Origin of the sequence: Roseovarius sp. B08 (genome assembly GCF_051417955.1) — a bacterium.
In the GTDB taxonomy this organism is placed as follows: domain Bacteria; phylum Pseudomonadota; class Alphaproteobacteria; order Rhodobacterales; family Rhodobacteraceae; genus Roseovarius.
This window is the reverse complement of the sequence record NZ_JBPRLW010000001.1, coordinates 3,340,886-3,357,562: the sequence shown is the minus strand read 5'-3', so window position 1 is coordinate 3,357,562 and position 16,677 is coordinate 3,340,886. Positions and strand designations below refer to the sequence as shown.

The following is a 16,677-nucleotide window of genomic DNA, read 5'->3' as shown; positions in this document are numbered from 1 at the left end:
ATGCTTCAACCAAAGCGCACTAAATTCCGCAAGATGTTCAAGGGCCGGATCAAGGGCGAGGCCAAGGGCGGCTCTGATCTGAACTTTGGCACTTACGGCCTGAAAGCGACCACGCCCGAGCGCGTGACCGCCCGTCAGATCGAGGCAGCCCGTCGGGCCATGACGCGTCACATGAAGCGTCAGGGCCGCGTCTGGATCCGGATCTTCCCGGACACGCCCGTGACCTCCAAGCCCGTCGAAGTTCGGATGGGTAAAGGCAAGGGCTCGGTCGATTTCTGGGCCTGCAAGGTCAAGCCCGGCCGCGTGATGTTCGAGATCGACGGTGTCGGCGAGGCGGTTGCCATGGAGGCCCTGCGCCTCGCGGCGATGAAACTGCCGGTCAAGACCCGCGTCGTCGTACGTGAGGATTGGTAACGTCATTCGCTCGCGAATGACGCGTGCGGGAAAGCGATTGACGTAGTCAATTGCGGCCCCACCCCGGTTAAGAAAAAAGAACCCCCGTCGAGAAATCGGCGGGGGTTTTCGTGGAGCGGGCATGGTGGGTTGTCACCCACCCTACGGGAGGTCCCGGGTCAAGCCCGGGACGGGCGGCGCGATGTCATATCAACCGCCCAGTATGCCGCGCACCTGATCCGCATAAGCCTCGTATGTCATCGTCGCCTTGTTGCCGGCGACCCCGTGGTAATAGCTGCGGCCCGAAGGGATCGGCAGGCCGGCCCAGATCCTGGCGAGGTTGAGCATGAAGGTGTCCACGCTCATCTCGCCTGCCTTGACCTTCATCAGCCCTGCGTCGCCCATCAGCAGGTCGGCAAGCCGGTCCTGGACCGTGGGGCTGAACCGGGTGCTGGCGGGCAGGTCGAGGCGCGCGGCGGAATGGCGCAGCGTGGCCGGGATGAACTGGTAGCGTCCGATGGCGTGGGGCTGGCCGGGGGTGGCCTCGATCCAGTCGTAGATGTCCTGAAGGGTCATGTCGGTGGGGCGGCGGGGTGGCTTGACGCGGGCGCCGTGCTGGACTGCGTCATAGCTCGCGCGACCGGCCTCGGCCCGGGCGATGAGGTCGCGCAGGCGGGCGGCCTTGGTGCCGCCGTGGCGCAGGGGCGCGTCGAGGCGGCCGGGCAGGGCGGCGAAGAGGCTGCCTTCGGTCGCGCCCACGAAGAGGCTGGCAGAGGATGCGCTATCTTGGTTTTCCGACTGCATCGAGAAAAGCGGCTGGCGCGCGGCGAAGAGGCTGCCGGTGGCCGGGTCCGCTGTGGCGGGACCGCTAAGGCCAAAACCAATGCACAGGCCTGACGCCATGACGGTTCGGATCATGCTTGCCCCCTTCTGGTGCTGCGGGCGTTATGGGCCAAAGATCTGAAGAAACCCTTGCCTTTGCCAAGACGCGCGGTAAGACGCGGGGCATGGCTGATATCAAATCCCTCTTCGTGACCCGCCTTTACCGTGCCGCCTTGTCAGAGCATGGGCCCAAGATCGACGCGCGGGAGATGGAAGCCTCCTGCTATGCCATCGCCGAGGATGACGAGGCGGGGCAGGAATGGTGCGAAGACAATGGCTATCCGGGCTATACGTCCTATGCCTCGCTGACCGATCTGCCGTGGCGGTTTCCGATCTTCGCGGACCTGGTGAAATCGCTGGATGCGCATGTCGCGGCTTTTGCGGAGGACCTGGAGTTCGACCTGGATGGGCGGGAGCTGAAGCTGGAGGATATCTGGATCAACATCCTGCCCGAGGGTGGCACGCATTCGTCGCACCTGCACCCGCATTCGGTGATTTCCGGCACGACCTACGTGGCGATGCCGGATGGCGCCAGCGCGCTGAAGCTGGAGGACCCGCGCTCGGCGCGGATGATGGCGGCGCCCGGGCGGAAGAAGGACGCGCGGGAAGAGTTGCGGACCTTCATCTATGCCAAGCCGGCGGTGGGCGACGTGCTGCTGTGGGAAAGCTGGCTGCGGCACGAGGTGCCGATGAACATGTCCGAGGACGAACGGATCAGCGTCAGTTTCAACTACGCCTGGGCGTGAGCGGTCAGACCACCGGTTCGGGGGGCAGCAGCACCGTCACGTATGACAATACGTCGGTGCCAACGGCGGCGGGCCCGAGGGCGATGCTGCGCTCGAAATCCTCTCCGTCCTTGTTTAGCAGGATCTTTAGTTGCGTTTCGCTGCTGTCGGGCGCGTCTTCGGTCTCGACGCCACGGATAAGCGTGCCGGCGTCGATACCCGTCAGGTCCAGGACCAGCTCGTCCTCGGCGGGATCAAAGTCGTCCATGCGAACGACTTCGTCCGTATCCTCGTAGGGAGCGCCGCCAAAGCCCAGGAACTCGCCGGTCGGCCCGTTGAAGTCGAGCGTGAAGGAATCCGCGCCGTCGCCGCCTCTCAGGAACGCGCCGCCGCCTTCGCTGTAATACTCTATATCGCTGATATGGGTGATCGTATCGTTGCCATCTCCGCCCTCAACGATACTGGTATTGTCCACCGGGCTGCGATGAACCGTGATTTCGTCATCGCCTGCGCCACCGATGAGGTTATAGCTGTTCACGCCGGTCAAGATGTCGTCACCGGCGCCGCCCAGAATGTAGCCGTATTCGCCCTCGTGGTTGATCGTGTCGTTGCCGTTCTCGCCCTGGATCAGCAGGCCGTCCTGATCCAACTGGGCGACATCGTTGCCGTCACCGGCCAGAACCTGCAGCACACCCGTTCCGGTTTCCGCGGCCGCATCGACATGCACATCTTCGATCGTGTCGTCGCCTTCGGTGCCGATCAGGTTTATGAAGGGCCGCAGGTCACCGCGCGGTTCTTTCTCGACGGTGAAGCCGGCTTCGGTCAGGATATCGTCGGGCTGGTCGCCTGTATCCGGCGTGTCCGGGTCTTCTTCTTCCGGGTCGGCGATGTCGGGCGTGTCCTCTTCGGGCGCTGTGCCGGAGTCACTGTCGTCGTCGACGAATTCATCGATCAGAAAGGCGGTCGCGCCAATACCCAGGAGTGAAAGAAGTGCTATGGTCAACATTGAAACGCGCCCCCCCGGCAACTCAACTACATGCTTGTTGAATAGCAGGATTACCCCTGAGGGCAAAAAAATTGCGGGAAATTAATTGTTTCATCACGGCCCAAGCTGTGCCCCGCCGGTTTTTCCGACGGGGCCAGGGCGTCAGGCGGCAGGCTGCGGCCAGCTGAAGTCGGGGCGCAGGCCCTCGTACACCGGGCGGCCGTCATCGGGCTTGGCGTAGCCTTTGCTTTCGTCCCAGAACGCATGGTACGTCGCGTCGGGGAAGGCGGCGTCGTTGTAGCCCATGACGTTCGGCACGGCCACGCGGATACGTTTCTGCTTGTCGTCCAGCATCAGGGCCGCGCCGCAATCGGCGCAGGTGCAGAGCTCGAGCGGGCCTTCGGGGTTGTCGGCGTTGAAGGGCTGGCGGTTCATCTCGCCGCCCTCGGCCCTGAGGTCGTCCCAGTTGAAGAAGGCCACATGCGTGGTGTGCTGGCCGGTGACGTTCTTGCAGACGTTGCAATGGCACTCATGATTGTCGATGGGTTCGGCGTCGGCGGTCACCTTGACGTGATCGCAGCCGCCGGAATACGGGCTGGACATGGTTTTCTCCTCCTCTGTCGTCGGGCGCTGATTGGGCGCACCCGGTGGCTATCTCACGCGGGCAGGGCGGGGTCTGGCAAGATAGACCTTGGTGGTGCGACAGGCCTTGGCACGCCTTCCTCGCGTGGCTTGACGGGTTTCTCCAAACTTTCCCTTGCCCTGAACCCACACCTCGCTTATACGGCCCCAATCCACGGGTCCCCGCGTTTCGCGGGGATTCGTTTTTGACATTCATCCACCGGGGAAACCGTGTGACCCTGAGCCATCGAGCAGGGGCCGGCCGGTGTTTTGAGAAGGGAAGATGGCCATGAACGCCACCGAATTGCGTGACAAGACGCCGGACCAGCTTCGCGAGGAGTTGTCCAACCTGAAGAAAGAGCAGTTCAACCTGCGCTTTCAGGCAGCGACCGGGTCGCTGGAAAACCCTGCGCGGATCCGTTCGGTCCGTCGCGATGTGGCGCGGATCAAGACCGTGCTGAACGAAAAAGCCGCCTCGGCTGCTGAATAAGGAGAGCCTCGAATGCCCAAGCGTATCCTGCAAGGCGTCGTGACCTCCGACGCAAACGCCCAGACCGTCACCGTTTCGGTCGAGCGTCGCTTCAAGCACCCGGTGCTGCAAAAGACCATTCGTAAGTCCAAGAAATACCGGGCTCACGATGAGAAGAACGCTTTCAAGGTCGGCGACCAAGTTCGCATCATCGAATGCGCGCCGAAATCGAAAACGAAACGCTGGGAGGTTCTTGAGGCCTAGGCCACAGAACCTTTCGGTTTGATCGAAACCATGGGGTCGTTACCCCTTAGGTCGGGAGAAACCTAATGATCCAGATGCAGACCAATCTGGATGTTGCTGACAACTCCGGCGCGCGCCGGGTGCAGTGCATCAAGGTCCTGGGTGGTTCCAAGCGCAAATACGCGTCCGTGGGCGACATCATCGTCGTCTCGGTGAAGGAAGCCATCCCGCGCGGCCGCGTGAAGAAAGGTGACGTCCGCAAGGCCGTCGTCGTGCGCACCGCCAAAGAGATCCGTCGCGACGACGGCACCGCCATCCGCTTTGACCGCAACGCCGCCGTGATCCTGAACAACGCAGGAGAGCCGGTGGGCACGCGTATCTTCGGACCGGTGGTTCGTGAACTTCGCGCGAAGAACTTCATGAAGATCATTTCGCTCGCCCCGGAGGTGCTGTGACATGGCAGCCAAGCTGAAAAAAGGCGACAAGGTCGTCGTCCTGTCCGGCAAGGACAAGGGCAAGGAAGGCACGATCACATCCGTGGACCCCAAGGCCGGCAAGGCCGTGGTCGATGGTGTGAACATGGCCGTCCGCCACACCCGCCAGAGCCAGCAGAGCCAGGGCGGCCGTCTGCCCAAGGCGCTGCCGATCGACCTGTCGAACCTGGCATTCGTTGATGCAAACGGCAAACCCACCCGCGTCGGCTTCAAGACCGAGGGCGACAAGAAGGTGCGTTACGCCAAGACCACGGGGGACGTGATCGATGCTTGATACCGAAAATTACACCCCGCGTCTTCGCGCCGCTTTCCGCGACACCATTCGCCCGGCGCTGAAGGAAGAGTTCGGCTATACCAACGACATGCAGATCCCGCGTCTGGACAAGATCGTCCTGAACATCGGCTGCGGCGCCGAGGCGGTGAAGGATTCCAAGAAGGCCAAGTCGGCCCAGGAAGACCTTTCCACCATCGCCGGCCAGCACGCCGTGATCACGTCGGCCAAGAACTCGATCGCCGGGTTCCGTGTGCGTGAAGGCATGCCGCTGGGCGCCAAGGTGACCCTGCGCGGCAACCGCATGTACGAATTCCTCGACCGTCTGATCACCGTGGCCATGCCGCGGATCCGCGACTTCCGCGGTGTGTCGGGCAAGTCGTTCGATGGCCGCGGCAACTATGCCATGGGCATCAAGGAGCACATCGTTTTCCCCGAAATCAACTTCGACAAGGTCGACGAAGTCTGGGGGATCGACGTCATCATCGCAACCACGGCGCCGACCGACGCTGAAGCCAAGGCGCTGTTGAAGCACTTCAACATGCCTTTCACCAGCTAATCGCGAGGAATTTGAAACATGGCTAAGAAAGCAATGATCGAACGCGAGAAGAAGCGTCAGCGTCTGGTGAAGCAATACGCCGCCAAGCGGGCCGCTTTGAAAGCGATCATCAACGACCAGGAAAAGCCGATGGAAGACCGCTTCCGGGCCTCCCTGAAACTGGCGCAACTGCCGCGCAACAGCTCGGCCACCCGCCTGCATAACCGCTGCCAGCTGACCGGCCGGCCGCACGCCTATTACCGCAAGCTGAAGATCAGCCGGATCGCCCTGCGCGACCTGGGCTCGTCGGGTCAGTTGCCCGGTATGGTCAAGTCGAGCTGGTAAGGAGGGATATGAGATGAACGATCCTATCGGCGATATGCTCACCCGCCTGCGGAACGCAGGTATGCGTGGCAAGTCCACCGTCATGGTTCCGGCCTCCAAGATGCGCGTGCGCGTTCTGGATGTGCTGGCCGAGGAAGGTTATATCCGTGGCTACGAGAACGCCACGGACGACCGGGGCCACCCGGCCCTCGAAGTGAGCCTGAAGTATTTCGAAGGCGCCCCCGTGATCCGCGAGATGAAGCGGGTCTCCAAGCCCGGTCGCCGGGTTTACATGGGCGTCAATGACATCCCGTCGGTCCGTCAGGGCCTGGGCGTGTCGATTGTCTCCACCTCCAAGGGTGTGATGTCGGACGCGAACGCGCGCAGCCAGAACGTTGGCGGCGAAGTGCTTTGCACCGTATTCTAAGGAGGCCCGTGTAATGTCTCGTATCGGTAAACAACCGGTTGCCCTGCCCGACGGCGTCACCGCGACGCTGAGCGGCCAGACAATCGAAATCAAGGGCCCGAAGGCCACCAAGACCTTCACCGCCACGGATGACGTGACGATGGCTGTCGAGGACGGCACCGTCACCGTGACCCCGCGCGGCAAGTCCAAGCGCGCGCGCCAGCAATGGGGCATGACCCGCACGGTCATCGCCAACATGGTGCACGGCGCCAAGGACCCCTTCAAGAAAGAGCTGGAGATCCGCGGCGTGGGCTACCGGGCACAGATGCAGGGCAATGTCCTGAAGCTGAACCTGGGCCTGTCGCATGACGTGGACTTCCCGGTTCCGGATGGTGTGACGGTCACGGCGCCGAAGCCCACGGAACTGATCGTGGAAGGGCACGACAAGCAGCTCGTCGGACAGGTCGCGGCAAACATCCGCGATTGGCGCCGCCCCGAGCCCTACAAGGGCAAGGGCATCCGCTACAAGGACGAGTATATCTTCCAGAAGGAAGGCAAGAAGAAGTAAGGACGCGAGAAAATGGCAAACAGCAAGAGACAACTGTTCCAGAAACGCCGCATGCGCGTCCGGAGCAAACTTCGCAAGGTCAACGCCGGCCGCCCCCGTCTTTCGGTGCACCGTTCGTCCAAGAACATGAGCGTGCAGCTGATCGACGATGTGAACGGCACGACCCTGGCTTCGGCCTCGACCCTGGAAAAGGACCTGGGCTTTGTCGGCAAGAACACGTTGGAAGCGGCCGCCAAGATCGGCGCGACCATCGCGGAGCGTGCCAAGAAGGCAGGCGTGACCGAAGCGCAGTTCGACCGTGGTGGGTTCCTCTACCACGGCCGGATCAAGGCGCTGGCCGATGCCGCCCGTGAGGGTGGCCTGAAGATCTAGGTGGGATGAAATCCCACCCTACGCGGTTGGCGTAGGGTGGGGCTTCGACCCACCCTGACGTTGCAGGCGGGTGACCCGCCTCGATGATCCGGACGCCCGCTGGGCGGACTTGGATTGAGAAAATCAAGGGGCATACGCCCGCAGAAAGGACGCCGAGTATGGCAAGAGATGACAATCGCCGTGGTGGTCGCGACCGCGACGAAACCCCGGAATTCGCCGATCGCCTTGTTGCGATCAACCGTGTTTCGAAAACCGTGAAGGGTGGTAAGCGCTTTGGCTTTGCCGCGCTCGTCGTCGTGGGCGACCAGAAGGGCCGCGTCGGGTTCGGCAAGGGCAAGGCCAAGGAGGTCCCCGAGGCCATCCGCAAGGCCACCGAGCAGGCCAAGCGTCAGATGATCCGCGTGCCGCTGCGCGAAGGCCGCACGCTGCACCACGACATGGAAGGCCGCTGGGGCGCCGGCAAGGTCGTCATGCGCACCGCGCCGACCGGTACCGGTATCATCGCCGGTGGTCCGATGCGCGCCGTGTTCGAGATGCTGGGCGTGCAGGACGTTGTAGCGAAGTCCACGGGCTCGCAGAACCCCTACAACATGATCCGCGCCACCCTGAACGGCCTGCAGAAGGAAAGCAGCCCGCGCATGGTCGCGCAGCGTCGCGGCAAGAAGGTCGCCGACATCCTGCCCAAGCGTGACGAGGCCCCGGCCGAGTCGACCCAAGTTGCCGAGGAGGCGTAAACCATGGCAAAGACCATCGTCGTCAAGCAGGTGGGAAGCCCCATCCGCCGCCCCGAGATCCAGCGCAAGACGCTGATCGGGCTGGGCCTGAACAAGATGCACCGCACCCGCGAGTTGGAAGACACGCCTTCGGTCCGTGGCATGATCAACAAGATCCCGCACCTTGTGGAGATCGTTGAAGAGAAGGGGTGAGGCCCCCGTGGGTTTCACCCACCCTACGAGACCGGTGGGGTGAAACCCCACCCTACGAGATTGACGCCCCGGTCAGAGATGGCCAGGGTGTTTTTCGTCAACTGGATATTAGGCTTTGTTAAGCAAAGGTTAACGGGTGTCGGTATTTTGCGCCTTTGGGCGCGGAATCGTTTTCTTGAAAAGAAAACGAGGCGGAAACTTTGAAGTTTCCGAAAGCGCGGTCGGTGGGTGTTGGACCCGATTACGCTTTTCCGAGAGATTGAAACACCAGCGGGTTTGCGGAACTGTTAACGGTTCGGTCCGTGCTAGCCGATCAGCGCACACCCCAAGGTCTTGCGCAGTGCCTCGGTCAACTCGTCCACCGTGTCCGTCGCCACGTACATGCCGCCTGTCTGGTCCGAGATACAGCGGGCGATGGAAGAACCGTCACTGTAGATCCCGGCCTCGGGGCTGTCCCAGGCGAAAGGGTCGGCCACGACGCGGAAGCCTATGACATGCACGGTAAGGTTGGCGGAGGTGGCTGCAAGCTCGGCTCCGAGCGCGCAGGGCCTGCCGCCGCAGGTCTCGTTGCCGTCGGTCACCAGCACGACGATGCCCGGTGTGGTGGTGTGGTTCAGCACGCGGGCGGCCTCGGCCACGGCCTCTGTCAGGGGTGTGAGGCCGATCGGGTCCATCAGGTCGATGGCGTCGATGATGGGTTGGGCGGCGTCCGCGAGGGGCGGAAACATGAGGTTGATGCCGTCGCAGGAGCTTTCGGGGCCGGGACCGTAGGTCAAGAGGCCCACGCGGCGCACGGGCGCGATCTCCGGCAGGGCGCGGCGCAGGGCGGTGCGGGCGTCCTCGATGCGGGTGGGGGCAGTCTGGTCGAAGCCGACCTCGGCCATGGAGGCCGAGCCATCGAAGACCAGCATCGCGTCGCGGCTGCACTCCTGCGCCACGGCCCGCGGCACCACGGGCAGCGCAGCGGCCAGTGCGGTAAGCGTTGTCAGCAGGGTGCGTTTCATATTCAGATGAGATACCGCGGCAGGTGCGAAATCAAGCCCGGCCCTTTGAAGGAGATTCAAGATGTTCGTTAAGATGTTGGATGACGTGATCGGCACCGAAGATCACGCCAAGGGCGAGGCCTTTGAAAGCAGGCGGCTTTTGCTGGCGCGCGATGATCTGGGCTATTCGTTTCACGACACGATCGTGAAGGCCGGCACCGTGCAGCTGTTGGAATACAAGAACCATGTCGAGGTCAACTACTGTATCGAGGGCAAGGGCGAGGTGGAGAACGAGACCACTGGCGAGGTCTGGCCGCTGGAGCCCGGCGTGATGTACGTGCTGGACCAGAACGATCCGCATATCGTGCGGGCGGAGACCAATCTTCGGTTCATCTGCATTTTCACGCCTGCGTTGACCGGGCGGGAAGTGCATGACGAAGACGGAAGCTATGGTGTGCCGGAATGACCGGGCGGCTTAGTCGCAGAGGCGGGTATAGTTTTCTCGGCTGATGTCGTAACGCGGTGCGATGCCGTAGGGCGAGGTGTAACCGCTTGATCGGTCACGCGGCTCGCAGGTTTCGTCGCCCAGGGGGCAGTTGGGGCGGATCTCGGTGCGGGAGACCTGGCAGAAGACCTGCTCGCGGGTCCGGGGGGCTGCGGCGCTGTCCTGCTCGAGGTTCAATCCGGTGAGATCCACAAGATGTCCGGCCTTGCGCCCGATGCCGCGTGTTTCGAAGGTGAGGGGGGCCTTGAGGGTGAGCGTTCTCTGATCGGCGAAGCGCGCTTCCTCTCTGTCCCAGATGCTGCCGTAATCGAAGCGCAGCCGATAAGTGCCGGGGGGCACCAGCACGCGAAAGAACACGCCGCCGGTGATATAGGCGGCAAGCGCGGCCTCGTCCGTCTCGGCGTGGTGCAGGGTGACGATATAGTCGGCGCCCGGGGCGGTCTTGACCTGTAGCGGGAAGGTGAGGGGGAGGCCGGTGCGGTTCCACATCAGGCCTGGATCGGGCCGCTCGTCGGCGGCGACGGCGGCGGCAAGGGTGAGGGGCAGAAGCGTCAGAAGGGCGAGAACGAGGCGCATGTGTCGGATATAGCGCCGCTGGACGGGTTGGGCAAAGGACAGGTGCGGGGAGAACGTTAACGTGATCGGGACTGCTGGAAACGGCATGTCGGTATCGCGCCGGTGTCGCGGCGGTATTCGAACGGTGTCACTTTCGCGCAAGCCGGCGTTAAGGGACCGTTCCGACGGGCCGGGTACGGCATGTCGGGAACGAGCGAGCCCAAGGCAGGCCGAGACATTGGGAGCGATGGGATGTGGTGGGGTTTCAACCGCCGTTCAGGTTTGGGGGAGACGACGTGGGGTCCTACCGACCCTAACCTTCGGAGGCGGGTTTGTCGGGGTGCGAGGCAATGACGCCAAAGTCGCGCGAATTGGAGCCGCCGCCGGCAACGCTGAAATAGCCTTCGGCGGCAAGACCGCGCTTCAGAAGTTCGCGCACGGCGGCAGCGCGGCTGGGCATATGGGCCTTGAACCGCCAATCGTCCAGCGCCCCGAGCTCGTCCTCCGAGATCATGACCTGCAGCCTTTCCAACCGTTTAGAGCCGGATTCGGCCATTCCTGCGATCCTCCGTCATCTGTATCATACTTAGACACCTGATTAACGTAGTCAAACTGAATGCATTACTCAAGATGAGTAAGGTGATCATTTTTTGTCTGTTACGGAATGTTGTCATATTAAGGCAATGAAATCATTAGATATTTTATTCAGCCCCTTTATAATGATCAGCATGAGAACGAATCCGCACATCAAAATTCAGAGCCCGGTTTATGGGCATGACGCGTCCTTGGGAGGGCGTGACGAACGGACCCGCACACAATCTGAAGCTGTGAAAAAGAAGAGGAGCGCAACCGTCGGAGCGACACCTATCGCACCCGGGCATGGTGTATCGCCGCGTGTGTTGGTGGTCGAGGACGACCAGTTCATCTGCGAAGATATCGCCTGCACCCTTACGGAGTGCGGGTTCAGCGTGGCGGGCACCGTGCAGACGCTGGACGCGGCAATGCGCTTCGTCAAGAACCGTCGCGGACAGTTCGACTGTGTCCTTCTGGACATCGACCTGGGCGGTCAGAGTTGTCAGCCGCTGGCGGCATCGCTGGAGGCGCTTGATCTGCCCTATGCGCTGGTGACGGCGCACAGCAAGGACGTGGTGCGCGACCTGGGCTACCGGGCCCCCGTGATCGAGAAGCCGTTCCAGAACTGGCGATTGTCGGCGGAACTTTCCAACCTTGTCGCGGCGGCGCGTCGCGGGGCCTGACGCGGCGGAGACATCGCCCCTTGATCGGCCGGCGCAACGGGTCTATACGCCCCCGGTGGTCAGACATGACCCGATTCACATGAACCAAGACATGCCGTGGTTGGCCCCATCGCTTCGGGGGTCACATCCGGCTTAGGAGAAGCGATATGAAACTGCATGAGCTGCGCGACAACGAAGGCGCAACCAAACGCAAGAAACGCGTGGGCCGTGGCCCCGGTTCGGGCATGGGCAAGACCGCCGGCCGCGGTATCAAGGGTCAGAAATCCCGTTCGGGCGTGGCGATCAACGGCTATGAAGGCGGCCAGATGCCGCTCTATCAACGGCTGCCCAAGCGTGGCTTCAACAAGCCGAACCGCAAGAAATTCGCCGTCGTGAACCTTGGCCTGATCCAGAAATTCATCGACGCCAAGAAGATCGACGCCGGCCAGACCATCACCGAGGACACGCTGGTGGAAAGCGGCCTGGTGCGCCGCAAGCTGGACGGCATCCGCGTGCTGGCCAAGGGCGAGGTTTCGTCCAAGCTCACGCTGGACGTGACCGGCGCGTCGAAATCGGCGGTCGAGGCTGTCGAGAAAGCCGGCGGTACGCTCAACGTTGCGAGCGCAAAGGCGGCTGAATAAGAGGTTGTGAGCGGGCGTCTCGCCCCTTACATACACCCCTAGTTTTCCTTATAAACGCCGCCTGGCCGGAAAACGGCCTGGGCGGCGTTTGCATAAAAAAGAGATCCGCATGGTATCTGCAGCAGAACAAATGGCGGCGAACACGAGCTGGTCCGCCCTGGGCAAGGCCACCGAGCTTCGCAAGCGCATCTTCTTCACCATCGGCCTGCTTATCGTCTACCGGATCGGGACGTATATCCCGGTGCCCGGCATCGACGGGGCAGAGCTGCGCAACTTCATGGAAGGCGCGGCGTCGTCGATCGGTGGGATGCTGTCGATGTTCACCGGCGGGGCATTGGGACGGATGGGCGTCTTTGCGCTGGGGATCATGCCCTATATCTCGGCCTCGATCATCGTGCAGCTGATGACGGCGATGGTGCCGGCGCTGGAGCAGCTGAAGAAAGAGGGCGAGCAGGGGCGCAAGAAGATCAACCAGTACACGCGCTATGGCACGGTGTTCCTAGCGACGCTGCAATCCTATGGCCTAGCCGCATCGCTGCAGAGTGGCGGGCTGGCGTCGGACCCCGGGTTCTTTTTCATCGCGAGCTGCATGATCACGCTGGTCGGGGGCACGATGTTCCTGATGTGGCTGGGTGAGCAGATCACCGCGCGGGGCGTGGGCAACGGCATCTCGCTGATCATCTTCGTGGGCATCATCGCCGAAGTGCCCGCCGCGCTGGCGCAGTTCTTTGCCAGCGGCCGGTCGGGCGCGATCAGCCCGGCGGTGATCATCGGGGTGATCGTGATGGTCGTGGCGACGATCGCCTTCGTGGTGTTCATGGAGCGGTCCTTGCGCAAGATCCACATCCAGTATCCGCGCCGCCAGGTGGGGATGAAGGTCTATGACGGCGGGTCGAGCCACCTGCCCGTGAAGGTGAACCCGGCGGGCGTGATCCCGGCGATCTTCGCCTCGTCGCTGCTTCTGTTGCCGGCCACTGTCAGCACGTTCTCGGGCAACGATACCGGACCGTTCATGTCGACGCTGCTGGCCTATTTCGGGCCCGGGCAGCCGCTTTACCTGGTGTTCTTCACGGCGATGATCGTGTTCTTCGCCTATTTCTATACCTACAACGTGGCGTTCAAGCCCGATGACGTCGCCGACAACCTGAAGAACCAGAACGGGTTCGTGCCCGGCATCCGCCCCGGCAAGAAGACGGCGGAGTACCTGGAATACGTGGTGACGCGGATCCTGGTGCTGGGCTCGGCTTACCTTGCGGCAGTTTGTCTCCTTCCGGAAATCCTGCGTGGACAGTTTGCGATACCTTTCTATTTTGGCGGCACTTCGGTCCTGATCGTGGTATCGGTGACCATGGACACGATCCAGCAGGTCCAGTCGCATCTTCTGGCGCACCAGTACGAGGGCCTGATCGAGAAGTCGCAGTTGAGCGGCAAGGGCCGTAAACGGTCGCGCAGGAAAGGGACAGGACGTCGATGAATATCATACTTCTCGGACCGCCGGGGGCCGGTAAGGGCACGCAGGCACATATCCTGGTCGAGGAGCGGGGCATGACCCAGCTCAGCACAGGCGACATGCTGCGTGAGGCCAAGGACAGCGGCACCGAGATGGGTAAGGTCGTTGCCGACGTGATGGCCCGGGGCGAGCTTGTGACGGACGAGATCGTGATCGGCCTGATCCGCGAGAAGATCGACGGCGAGAACGGTGGCGGTTTCATCTTTGACGGCTTCCCCCGGACGCTGGCGCAGGCCGATGCGCTGGCGGAACTGCTGGCCGAGACCGGCCAGACGCTGGATGCGGTGGTCGAGATGCGGGTGGATGACGAGGCGCTGGTGCAGCGTATCACGGCCCGGTCGACCTGCGGAAATTGCGGCGCGGTCTACAACGACATCACCAAGCCGTGGCCGGAGGATGGCAAATGTGCCAATTGCGGCTCGACCGAGGTGAAGCGCCGGGCGGATGACAACGAGGAAAGCCTCAAGCAGCGCCTGATGGAATACTACAAGAAGACCTCGCCGCTGCTGGGCTACTACTATGCCAAGGGCGATCTGGAGACGATCGACGGGCTGGGCGAGATCGATGAGGTCAAGGCCCGCATCGCAAGCGCGCTGGACGGCTGACGACGCCCGGTGCGGCCCTGCGGAACGGCCTTTTTTCCTTGGGGTTTCGCCGATAGGCACAATTCTCTTGACAGAGGGTTGACGCCTCGGGCGTTTCCTTCTAGACGGCACCATCTCGACAGAGAACATGATTCCCGCGCGGGTCGCGCCCGCGCCCGAATCGATCACCTGAATTCAGCTGCGGCCCGAAGCAATCGCCTCGGGCCTACGTTGTGAAAAAAGGGTCTGGAGCTACGGACCCGCAACGAAAGGACATGACACGTGGCACGTATCGCCGGCGTTAACATCCCGACCCACAAGCGGGTCCCGATCGCCCTGACCTACATCACCGGAATCGGCCAATCCTCGGCCAAGGCCATCTGCGAGGCCGTCAATATCGACCTGACCCGCCGGGTCAACGAGCTGAGCGACACCGAAGTGGTCGCCATGCGCGAGCATATCGACGCCAACTACATGGTCGAAGGTGACCTGCGCCGCGAAGTGCAGATGAACATCAAGCGTCTGATGGACCTTGGCTGCTATCGCGGCCTGCGCCATCGCCGCAACCTTCCCGTCCGCGGCCAGCGCACGCATACCAATGCGCGCACCCGCAAAGGCCCGGCGAAACCCATCGCCGGCAAGAAGAAGTAAGGGAGGGCAGAACCAATGGCACGAGATACCCGCCGGACCAAGAAAAAGGTCTCGAAGAACATCGCCACGGGCGTGGCGCATGTGAACAGCTCGTTCAACAACACCAAGATCCTGATCTCGGACGTGCAGGGCAACGCGATCGCGTGGTCCTCGGCCGGCACGATGGGCTTCAAGGGGTCGCGCAAGTCGACGCCCTATGCCGCCCAGATGGCCGCCGAAGATGCCGGCCGCAAGGCGCAGGAACATGGCATGAAGACGCTGGAAGTCGAAGTGCAGGGGCCCGGTTCGGGCCGCGGAGAGCGCGCTGCGCGCCCTGGCTGCCGTCGGCTTCAACATCACGTCCATCCGCGACGTGACGCCGATTGCCCACAATGGTTGCCGCCCGCCGAAGCGTCGCCGGGTCTGAGACCGATTTTTTGGGTGGGGCCGCGTGGTTTTTCACGGCCCCATTCCGTTATTTTTGAAACCTCGAGCGTCTCGGAGGCCTGTGGACATGGGGCCGGGGACAAGGATGGAGGGACCGCATGATCCATAAGAACTGGGCAGAATTGATCAAGCCGACGCAGCTTGAGGTGAAGCCGGGCAACGACCCGCTGCGCCAGGCGACCGTCGTGGCCGAACCGCTGGAGCGCGGCTTTGGCCTGACGATGGGCAACGCGCTGCGCCGCGTGCTGCTGTCGAGCCTTCAGGGTGCGGCGATCACCAGCGTGCAGATCGACAACGTGCTGCACGAGTTTTCCAGCATCGCAGGCGTCCGCGAAGATGTGACTGACGTGGTGCTGAACCTCAAGGGTGTCGCGATCCGAATGGAAGTCGAAGGGCCCAAGCGCCTGTCGATCTCGGCCAAGGGGCCGGGCGTTGTGACCGCCGGCGACATCGCCGACAGCGCGGGCATCGAGATCCTGAACAAGGAACACGTGATCTGCCACCTTGACGAAGGTGCGGACCTGTTCATGGAACTGACCGTGAACCAGGGCAAGGGCTATGTCGCCGCCGACAAGAACAAGCCGGAAGACGCGCCCATCGGCCTGATTGCCATCGACGCGATCTATTCGCCGGTGGTGAAGGTCAGCTATGACGTGCAGCCCACTCGTGAGGGGCAGGTTCTGGACTATGACAAGCTGACGATGAAGCTGACGACCGACGGCTCGATCACGCCCGAGGACGCGGTGGCCTTTGCCGCGCGCATCCTGCAGGATCAGCTGTCGATCTTCGTGAACTTCGAGGAGCCGGAATCGGCGCAACGTCAGGACGACGACGACGGGCTGGAGTTCAACCCGCTTCTGCTGAAGAAAGTGGACGAGCTGGAACTCTCGGTACGGTCGGCCAACTGCCTGAAGAACGACAACATCGTCTATATCGGCGATCTGATCCAGAAAACCGAAGCCGAGATGCTGCGCACGCCGAACTTTGGCCGCAAGTCCTTGAACGAGATCAAGGAAGTGCTGTCGGGCATGGGCCTGCACCTGGGCATGGATGTCGAGGACTGGCCGCCGGACAACATCGAGGACCTGGCGAAGAAGTTCGAGGATCAATTCTGAAGAATTGATTCTCGAATCCCGGACGTGATCCGGGATCTCCCGGCCAAGTGGCCCCGGATCAAGTTCGGGGCAAGCTCCGGGATCAAGTCCGGGGCGGGTCGGTGGGAAATCGGGTCGAGATCCCGGGTCAAGCCCGGGACAGGCCCTTTCATTGCCCGCCCAAGGGCGGACAAATTTCGGGTGACGCGCCGCTTTTCAAGCGACGCTTGCCCCAAGGAGAGCCGGTGACACGCATCGCCGGCCGGACAAAGCAAA

26 protein-coding genes and 1 pseudogene are annotated in these 16,677 nt (G+C 62.5%); 21 read left to right on the top strand and 6 right to left on the bottom strand.

Annotated features, from left to right (window positions below; all coding sequences use genetic code 11):
- Positions 1-414, top strand: a complete 414-nt coding sequence (gene rplP, locus ACSQ76_RS17070; protein ID WP_103762141.1) for a 50S ribosomal protein L16 — start codon at positions 1-3, stop codon at positions 412-414.
- Between the two features lie 189 nt (positions 415-603).
- Here the strand turns inward: rplP and ACSQ76_RS17065 are convergent, their stop codons facing one another.
- Entirely contained in the window at positions 604-1,311 is a 708-nt protein-coding gene (locus ACSQ76_RS17065; RefSeq protein ID WP_437157517.1) for a hypothetical protein, read from the bottom strand.
- An 89-nt stretch (positions 1,312-1,400) separates the two neighbouring features.
- On the opposite strand from ACSQ76_RS17065, the gene ACSQ76_RS17060 reads away from it, so the two are divergent.
- On the top strand, positions 1,401-2,021 hold the full coding sequence (locus tag ACSQ76_RS17060) for a 2OG-Fe(II) oxygenase family protein (RefSeq protein ID WP_437157516.1): 621 nt from the start codon (positions 1,401-1,403) through the stop codon (positions 2,019-2,021).
- A gap of 4 nt (positions 2,022-2,025) precedes the next feature.
- On the opposite strand, the gene ACSQ76_RS17055 is transcribed toward ACSQ76_RS17060, so the two are convergent.
- On the bottom strand, positions 2,026-3,006 hold the full coding sequence (locus ACSQ76_RS17055; protein ID WP_437157515.1) for a calcium-binding protein: 981 nt from the start codon (positions 3,004-3,006) through the stop codon (positions 2,026-2,028).
- Positions 3,007-3,147: 141 nt separating this feature from the next.
- Complete coding sequence (locus ACSQ76_RS17050) at positions 3,148-3,588, bottom strand: GFA family protein (RefSeq protein ID WP_437157514.1); 441 nt, start codon at positions 3,586-3,588, stop codon at positions 3,148-3,150.
- Between the two features lie 307 nt (positions 3,589-3,895).
- Between ACSQ76_RS17050 and rpmC the strand changes: the two genes are divergently transcribed.
- From rpmC to rpmD, 11 genes are all read left to right on the top strand, one after another.
- Positions 3,896-4,096, top strand: a complete 201-nt coding sequence (gene rpmC / locus ACSQ76_RS17045) for a 50S ribosomal protein L29 (protein ID WP_152493550.1) — start codon at positions 3,896-3,898, stop codon at positions 4,094-4,096.
- A gap of 12 nt (positions 4,097-4,108) precedes the next feature.
- Entirely contained in the window at positions 4,109-4,339 is a 231-nt protein-coding gene (gene rpsQ, locus ACSQ76_RS17040; RefSeq protein WP_152493549.1) for a 30S ribosomal protein S17, read from the top strand.
- 65 nt (positions 4,340-4,404) lie between these two features.
- Positions 4,405-4,773: a 50S ribosomal protein L14 gene (gene rplN / locus ACSQ76_RS17035; protein WP_057794990.1), complete on the top strand. Its 369-nt coding sequence runs from the start codon at positions 4,405-4,407 to the stop codon at positions 4,771-4,773.
- A 1-nt stretch (position 4,774) separates the two neighbouring features.
- Positions 4,775-5,086, top strand: coding sequence for a 50S ribosomal protein L24 (gene rplX / locus ACSQ76_RS17030; protein WP_306127696.1), 312 nt, complete (start codon positions 4,775-4,777; stop codon positions 5,084-5,086).
- Positions 5,079-5,642, top strand: a complete 564-nt coding sequence (gene rplE / locus ACSQ76_RS17025; protein ID WP_306127697.1) for a 50S ribosomal protein L5 — start codon at positions 5,079-5,081, stop codon at positions 5,640-5,642. Before rplX ends, rplE begins: the two co-directional genes overlap by 8 nt.
- An 18-nt stretch (positions 5,643-5,660) precedes the next feature.
- Positions 5,661-5,966, top strand: coding sequence for a 30S ribosomal protein S14 (gene rpsN, locus ACSQ76_RS17020; protein ID WP_057794996.1), 306 nt, complete (start codon positions 5,661-5,663; stop codon positions 5,964-5,966).
- Positions 5,967-5,979: 13 nt separating this feature from the next.
- Positions 5,980-6,372, top strand: a complete 393-nt coding sequence (gene rpsH / locus ACSQ76_RS17015; protein ID WP_306127698.1) for a 30S ribosomal protein S8 — start codon at positions 5,980-5,982, stop codon at positions 6,370-6,372.
- A 13-nt stretch (positions 6,373-6,385) separates the two neighbouring features.
- Complete coding sequence (gene rplF / locus ACSQ76_RS17010) at positions 6,386-6,919, top strand: 50S ribosomal protein L6 (protein WP_437157513.1); 534 nt, start codon at positions 6,386-6,388, stop codon at positions 6,917-6,919.
- Positions 6,920-6,931: 12 nt separating this feature from the next.
- Positions 6,932-7,291 carry a 50S ribosomal protein L18 gene (rplR, locus tag ACSQ76_RS17005; protein WP_057795005.1) on the top strand — a complete coding sequence of 120 codons (360 nt, stop codon included), beginning with the start codon at positions 6,932-6,934 and terminating at the stop codon, positions 7,289-7,291.
- Between the two features lie 158 nt (positions 7,292-7,449).
- On the top strand, positions 7,450-8,025 hold the full coding sequence (gene rpsE / locus ACSQ76_RS17000) for a 30S ribosomal protein S5 (protein WP_306127700.1): 576 nt from the start codon (positions 7,450-7,452) through the stop codon (positions 8,023-8,025).
- Between the two features lie 3 nt (positions 8,026-8,028).
- The gene (rpmD, locus tag ACSQ76_RS16995; protein WP_057795009.1) at positions 8,029-8,217 is read left to right on the top strand and encodes a 50S ribosomal protein L30; all 189 of its coding nucleotides are present in this window, start codon (positions 8,029-8,031) and stop codon (positions 8,215-8,217) included.
- 305 nt (positions 8,218-8,522) lie between these two features.
- Here the strand turns inward: rpmD and ACSQ76_RS16990 are convergent, their stop codons facing one another.
- Positions 8,523-9,221, bottom strand: coding sequence for a vWA domain-containing protein (locus ACSQ76_RS16990; protein WP_437157512.1), 699 nt, complete (start codon positions 9,219-9,221; stop codon positions 8,523-8,525).
- 61 nt (positions 9,222-9,282) lie between these two features.
- On the opposite strand from ACSQ76_RS16990, the gene ACSQ76_RS16985 reads away from it, so the two are divergent.
- Positions 9,283-9,666 (top strand): ectoine synthase, encoded by a 384-nt coding sequence (locus ACSQ76_RS16985; protein ID WP_306127702.1) that lies wholly within the window; start codon positions 9,283-9,285, stop codon positions 9,664-9,666.
- A 9-nt stretch (positions 9,667-9,675) separates the two neighbouring features.
- Here the strand turns inward: ACSQ76_RS16985 and ACSQ76_RS16980 are convergent, their stop codons facing one another.
- Both ACSQ76_RS16980 and ACSQ76_RS16975 read right to left on the bottom strand, forming a co-directional pair.
- The gene (locus tag ACSQ76_RS16980; protein ID WP_437157511.1) at positions 9,676-10,368 is read right to left on the bottom strand and encodes a hypothetical protein; all 693 of its coding nucleotides are present in this window, start codon (positions 10,366-10,368) and stop codon (positions 9,676-9,678) included.
- A gap of 205 nt (positions 10,369-10,573) precedes the next feature.
- On the bottom strand, positions 10,574-10,816 hold the full coding sequence (locus ACSQ76_RS16975) for a hypothetical protein (protein ID WP_306127704.1): 243 nt from the start codon (positions 10,814-10,816) through the stop codon (positions 10,574-10,576).
- 340 nt (positions 10,817-11,156) lie between these two features.
- On the opposite strand from ACSQ76_RS16975, the gene ACSQ76_RS16970 reads away from it, so the two are divergent.
- The 7 genes and pseudogenes from ACSQ76_RS16970 to ACSQ76_RS16940 all read left to right on the top strand — a co-directional run bounded on the left by ACSQ76_RS16970 (position 11,157) and on the right by ACSQ76_RS16940 (position 16,422).
- Positions 11,157-11,516, top strand: coding sequence for a response regulator (locus ACSQ76_RS16970; RefSeq protein WP_437157510.1), 360 nt, complete (start codon positions 11,157-11,159; stop codon positions 11,514-11,516).
- 146 nt (positions 11,517-11,662) lie between these two features.
- Positions 11,663-12,136 carry a 50S ribosomal protein L15 gene (gene rplO / locus ACSQ76_RS16965; RefSeq protein ID WP_306127706.1) on the top strand — a complete coding sequence of 158 codons (474 nt, stop codon included), beginning with the start codon at positions 11,663-11,665 and terminating at the stop codon, positions 12,134-12,136.
- Positions 12,137-12,245: 109 nt separating this feature from the next.
- The gene (gene secY, locus ACSQ76_RS16960; RefSeq protein ID WP_306127707.1) at positions 12,246-13,610 is read left to right on the top strand and encodes a preprotein translocase subunit SecY; all 1,365 of its coding nucleotides are present in this window, start codon (positions 12,246-12,248) and stop codon (positions 13,608-13,610) included.
- Positions 13,607-14,251, top strand: coding sequence for an adenylate kinase (locus ACSQ76_RS16955; RefSeq protein ID WP_437157509.1), 645 nt, complete (start codon positions 13,607-13,609; stop codon positions 14,249-14,251). The genes secY and ACSQ76_RS16955 overlap by 4 nt, the downstream gene beginning before the upstream one ends.
- Positions 14,252-14,512: 261 nt before the next feature.
- Positions 14,513-14,881, top strand: a complete 369-nt coding sequence (rpsM, locus tag ACSQ76_RS16950) for a 30S ribosomal protein S13 (RefSeq protein ID WP_057795022.1) — start codon at positions 14,513-14,515, stop codon at positions 14,879-14,881.
- A 15-nt stretch (positions 14,882-14,896) separates the two neighbouring features.
- Positions 14,897-15,287: pseudogene (gene rpsK, locus ACSQ76_RS16945) on the top strand (30S ribosomal protein S11).
- Between the two features lie 118 nt (positions 15,288-15,405).
- Complete coding sequence (locus ACSQ76_RS16940) at positions 15,406-16,422, top strand: DNA-directed RNA polymerase subunit alpha (protein WP_306127709.1); 1,017 nt, start codon at positions 15,406-15,408, stop codon at positions 16,420-16,422.
- The last annotated feature ends 255 nt before the right edge of the window (positions 16,423-16,677 follow it).

Coding starts and splice junctions, on each gene's coding strand:
- rplP (WP_103762141.1), top strand. CDS start 1: ATGCTTCAACCAAAGCGCACTAAATTCCGCAAGATGTTCAAGGGCCGG.
- ACSQ76_RS17065 (WP_437157517.1), bottom strand. CDS start 1,311: ATGATCCGAACCGTCATGGCGTCAGGCCTGTGCATTGGTTTTGGCCTT.
- ACSQ76_RS17060 (WP_437157516.1), top strand. CDS start 1,401: ATGGCTGATATCAAATCCCTCTTCGTGACCCGCCTTTACCGTGCCGCC.
- ACSQ76_RS17055 (WP_437157515.1), bottom strand. CDS start 3,006: ATGTTGACCATAGCACTTCTTTCACTCCTGGGTATTGGCGCGACCGCC.
- ACSQ76_RS17050 (WP_437157514.1), bottom strand. CDS start 3,588: ATGTCCAGCCCGTATTCCGGCGGCTGCGATCACGTCAAGGTGACCGCC.
- rpmC (WP_152493550.1), top strand. CDS start 3,896: ATGAACGCCACCGAATTGCGTGACAAGACGCCGGACCAGCTTCGCGAG.
- rpsQ (WP_152493549.1), top strand. CDS start 4,109: ATGCCCAAGCGTATCCTGCAAGGCGTCGTGACCTCCGACGCAAACGCC.
- rplN (WP_057794990.1), top strand. CDS start 4,405: ATGATCCAGATGCAGACCAATCTGGATGTTGCTGACAACTCCGGCGCG.
- rplX (WP_306127696.1), top strand. CDS start 4,775: ATGGCAGCCAAGCTGAAAAAAGGCGACAAGGTCGTCGTCCTGTCCGGC.
- rplE (WP_306127697.1), top strand. CDS start 5,079: ATGCTTGATACCGAAAATTACACCCCGCGTCTTCGCGCCGCTTTCCGC.
- rpsN (WP_057794996.1), top strand. CDS start 5,661: ATGGCTAAGAAAGCAATGATCGAACGCGAGAAGAAGCGTCAGCGTCTG.
- rpsH (WP_306127698.1), top strand. CDS start 5,980: ATGAACGATCCTATCGGCGATATGCTCACCCGCCTGCGGAACGCAGGT.
- rplF (WP_437157513.1), top strand. CDS start 6,386: ATGTCTCGTATCGGTAAACAACCGGTTGCCCTGCCCGACGGCGTCACC.
- rplR (WP_057795005.1), top strand. CDS start 6,932: ATGGCAAACAGCAAGAGACAACTGTTCCAGAAACGCCGCATGCGCGTC.
- rpsE (WP_306127700.1), top strand. CDS start 7,450: ATGGCAAGAGATGACAATCGCCGTGGTGGTCGCGACCGCGACGAAACC.
- rpmD (WP_057795009.1), top strand. CDS start 8,029: ATGGCAAAGACCATCGTCGTCAAGCAGGTGGGAAGCCCCATCCGCCGC.
- ACSQ76_RS16990 (WP_437157512.1), bottom strand. CDS start 9,221: ATGAAACGCACCCTGCTGACAACGCTTACCGCACTGGCCGCTGCGCTG.
- ACSQ76_RS16985 (WP_306127702.1), top strand. CDS start 9,283: ATGTTCGTTAAGATGTTGGATGACGTGATCGGCACCGAAGATCACGCC.
- ACSQ76_RS16980 (WP_437157511.1), bottom strand. CDS start 10,368: ATGCCGTTTCCAGCAGTCCCGATCACGTTAACGTTCTCCCCGCACCTG.
- ACSQ76_RS16975 (WP_306127704.1), bottom strand. CDS start 10,816: ATGGCCGAATCCGGCTCTAAACGGTTGGAAAGGCTGCAGGTCATGATC.
- rplO (WP_306127706.1), top strand. CDS start 11,663: ATGAAACTGCATGAGCTGCGCGACAACGAAGGCGCAACCAAACGCAAG.
- secY (WP_306127707.1), top strand. CDS start 12,246: ATGGTATCTGCAGCAGAACAAATGGCGGCGAACACGAGCTGGTCCGCC.
- ACSQ76_RS16955 (WP_437157509.1), top strand. CDS start 13,607: ATGAATATCATACTTCTCGGACCGCCGGGGGCCGGTAAGGGCACGCAG.
- ACSQ76_RS16940 (WP_306127709.1), top strand. CDS start 15,406: ATGATCCATAAGAACTGGGCAGAATTGATCAAGCCGACGCAGCTTGAG.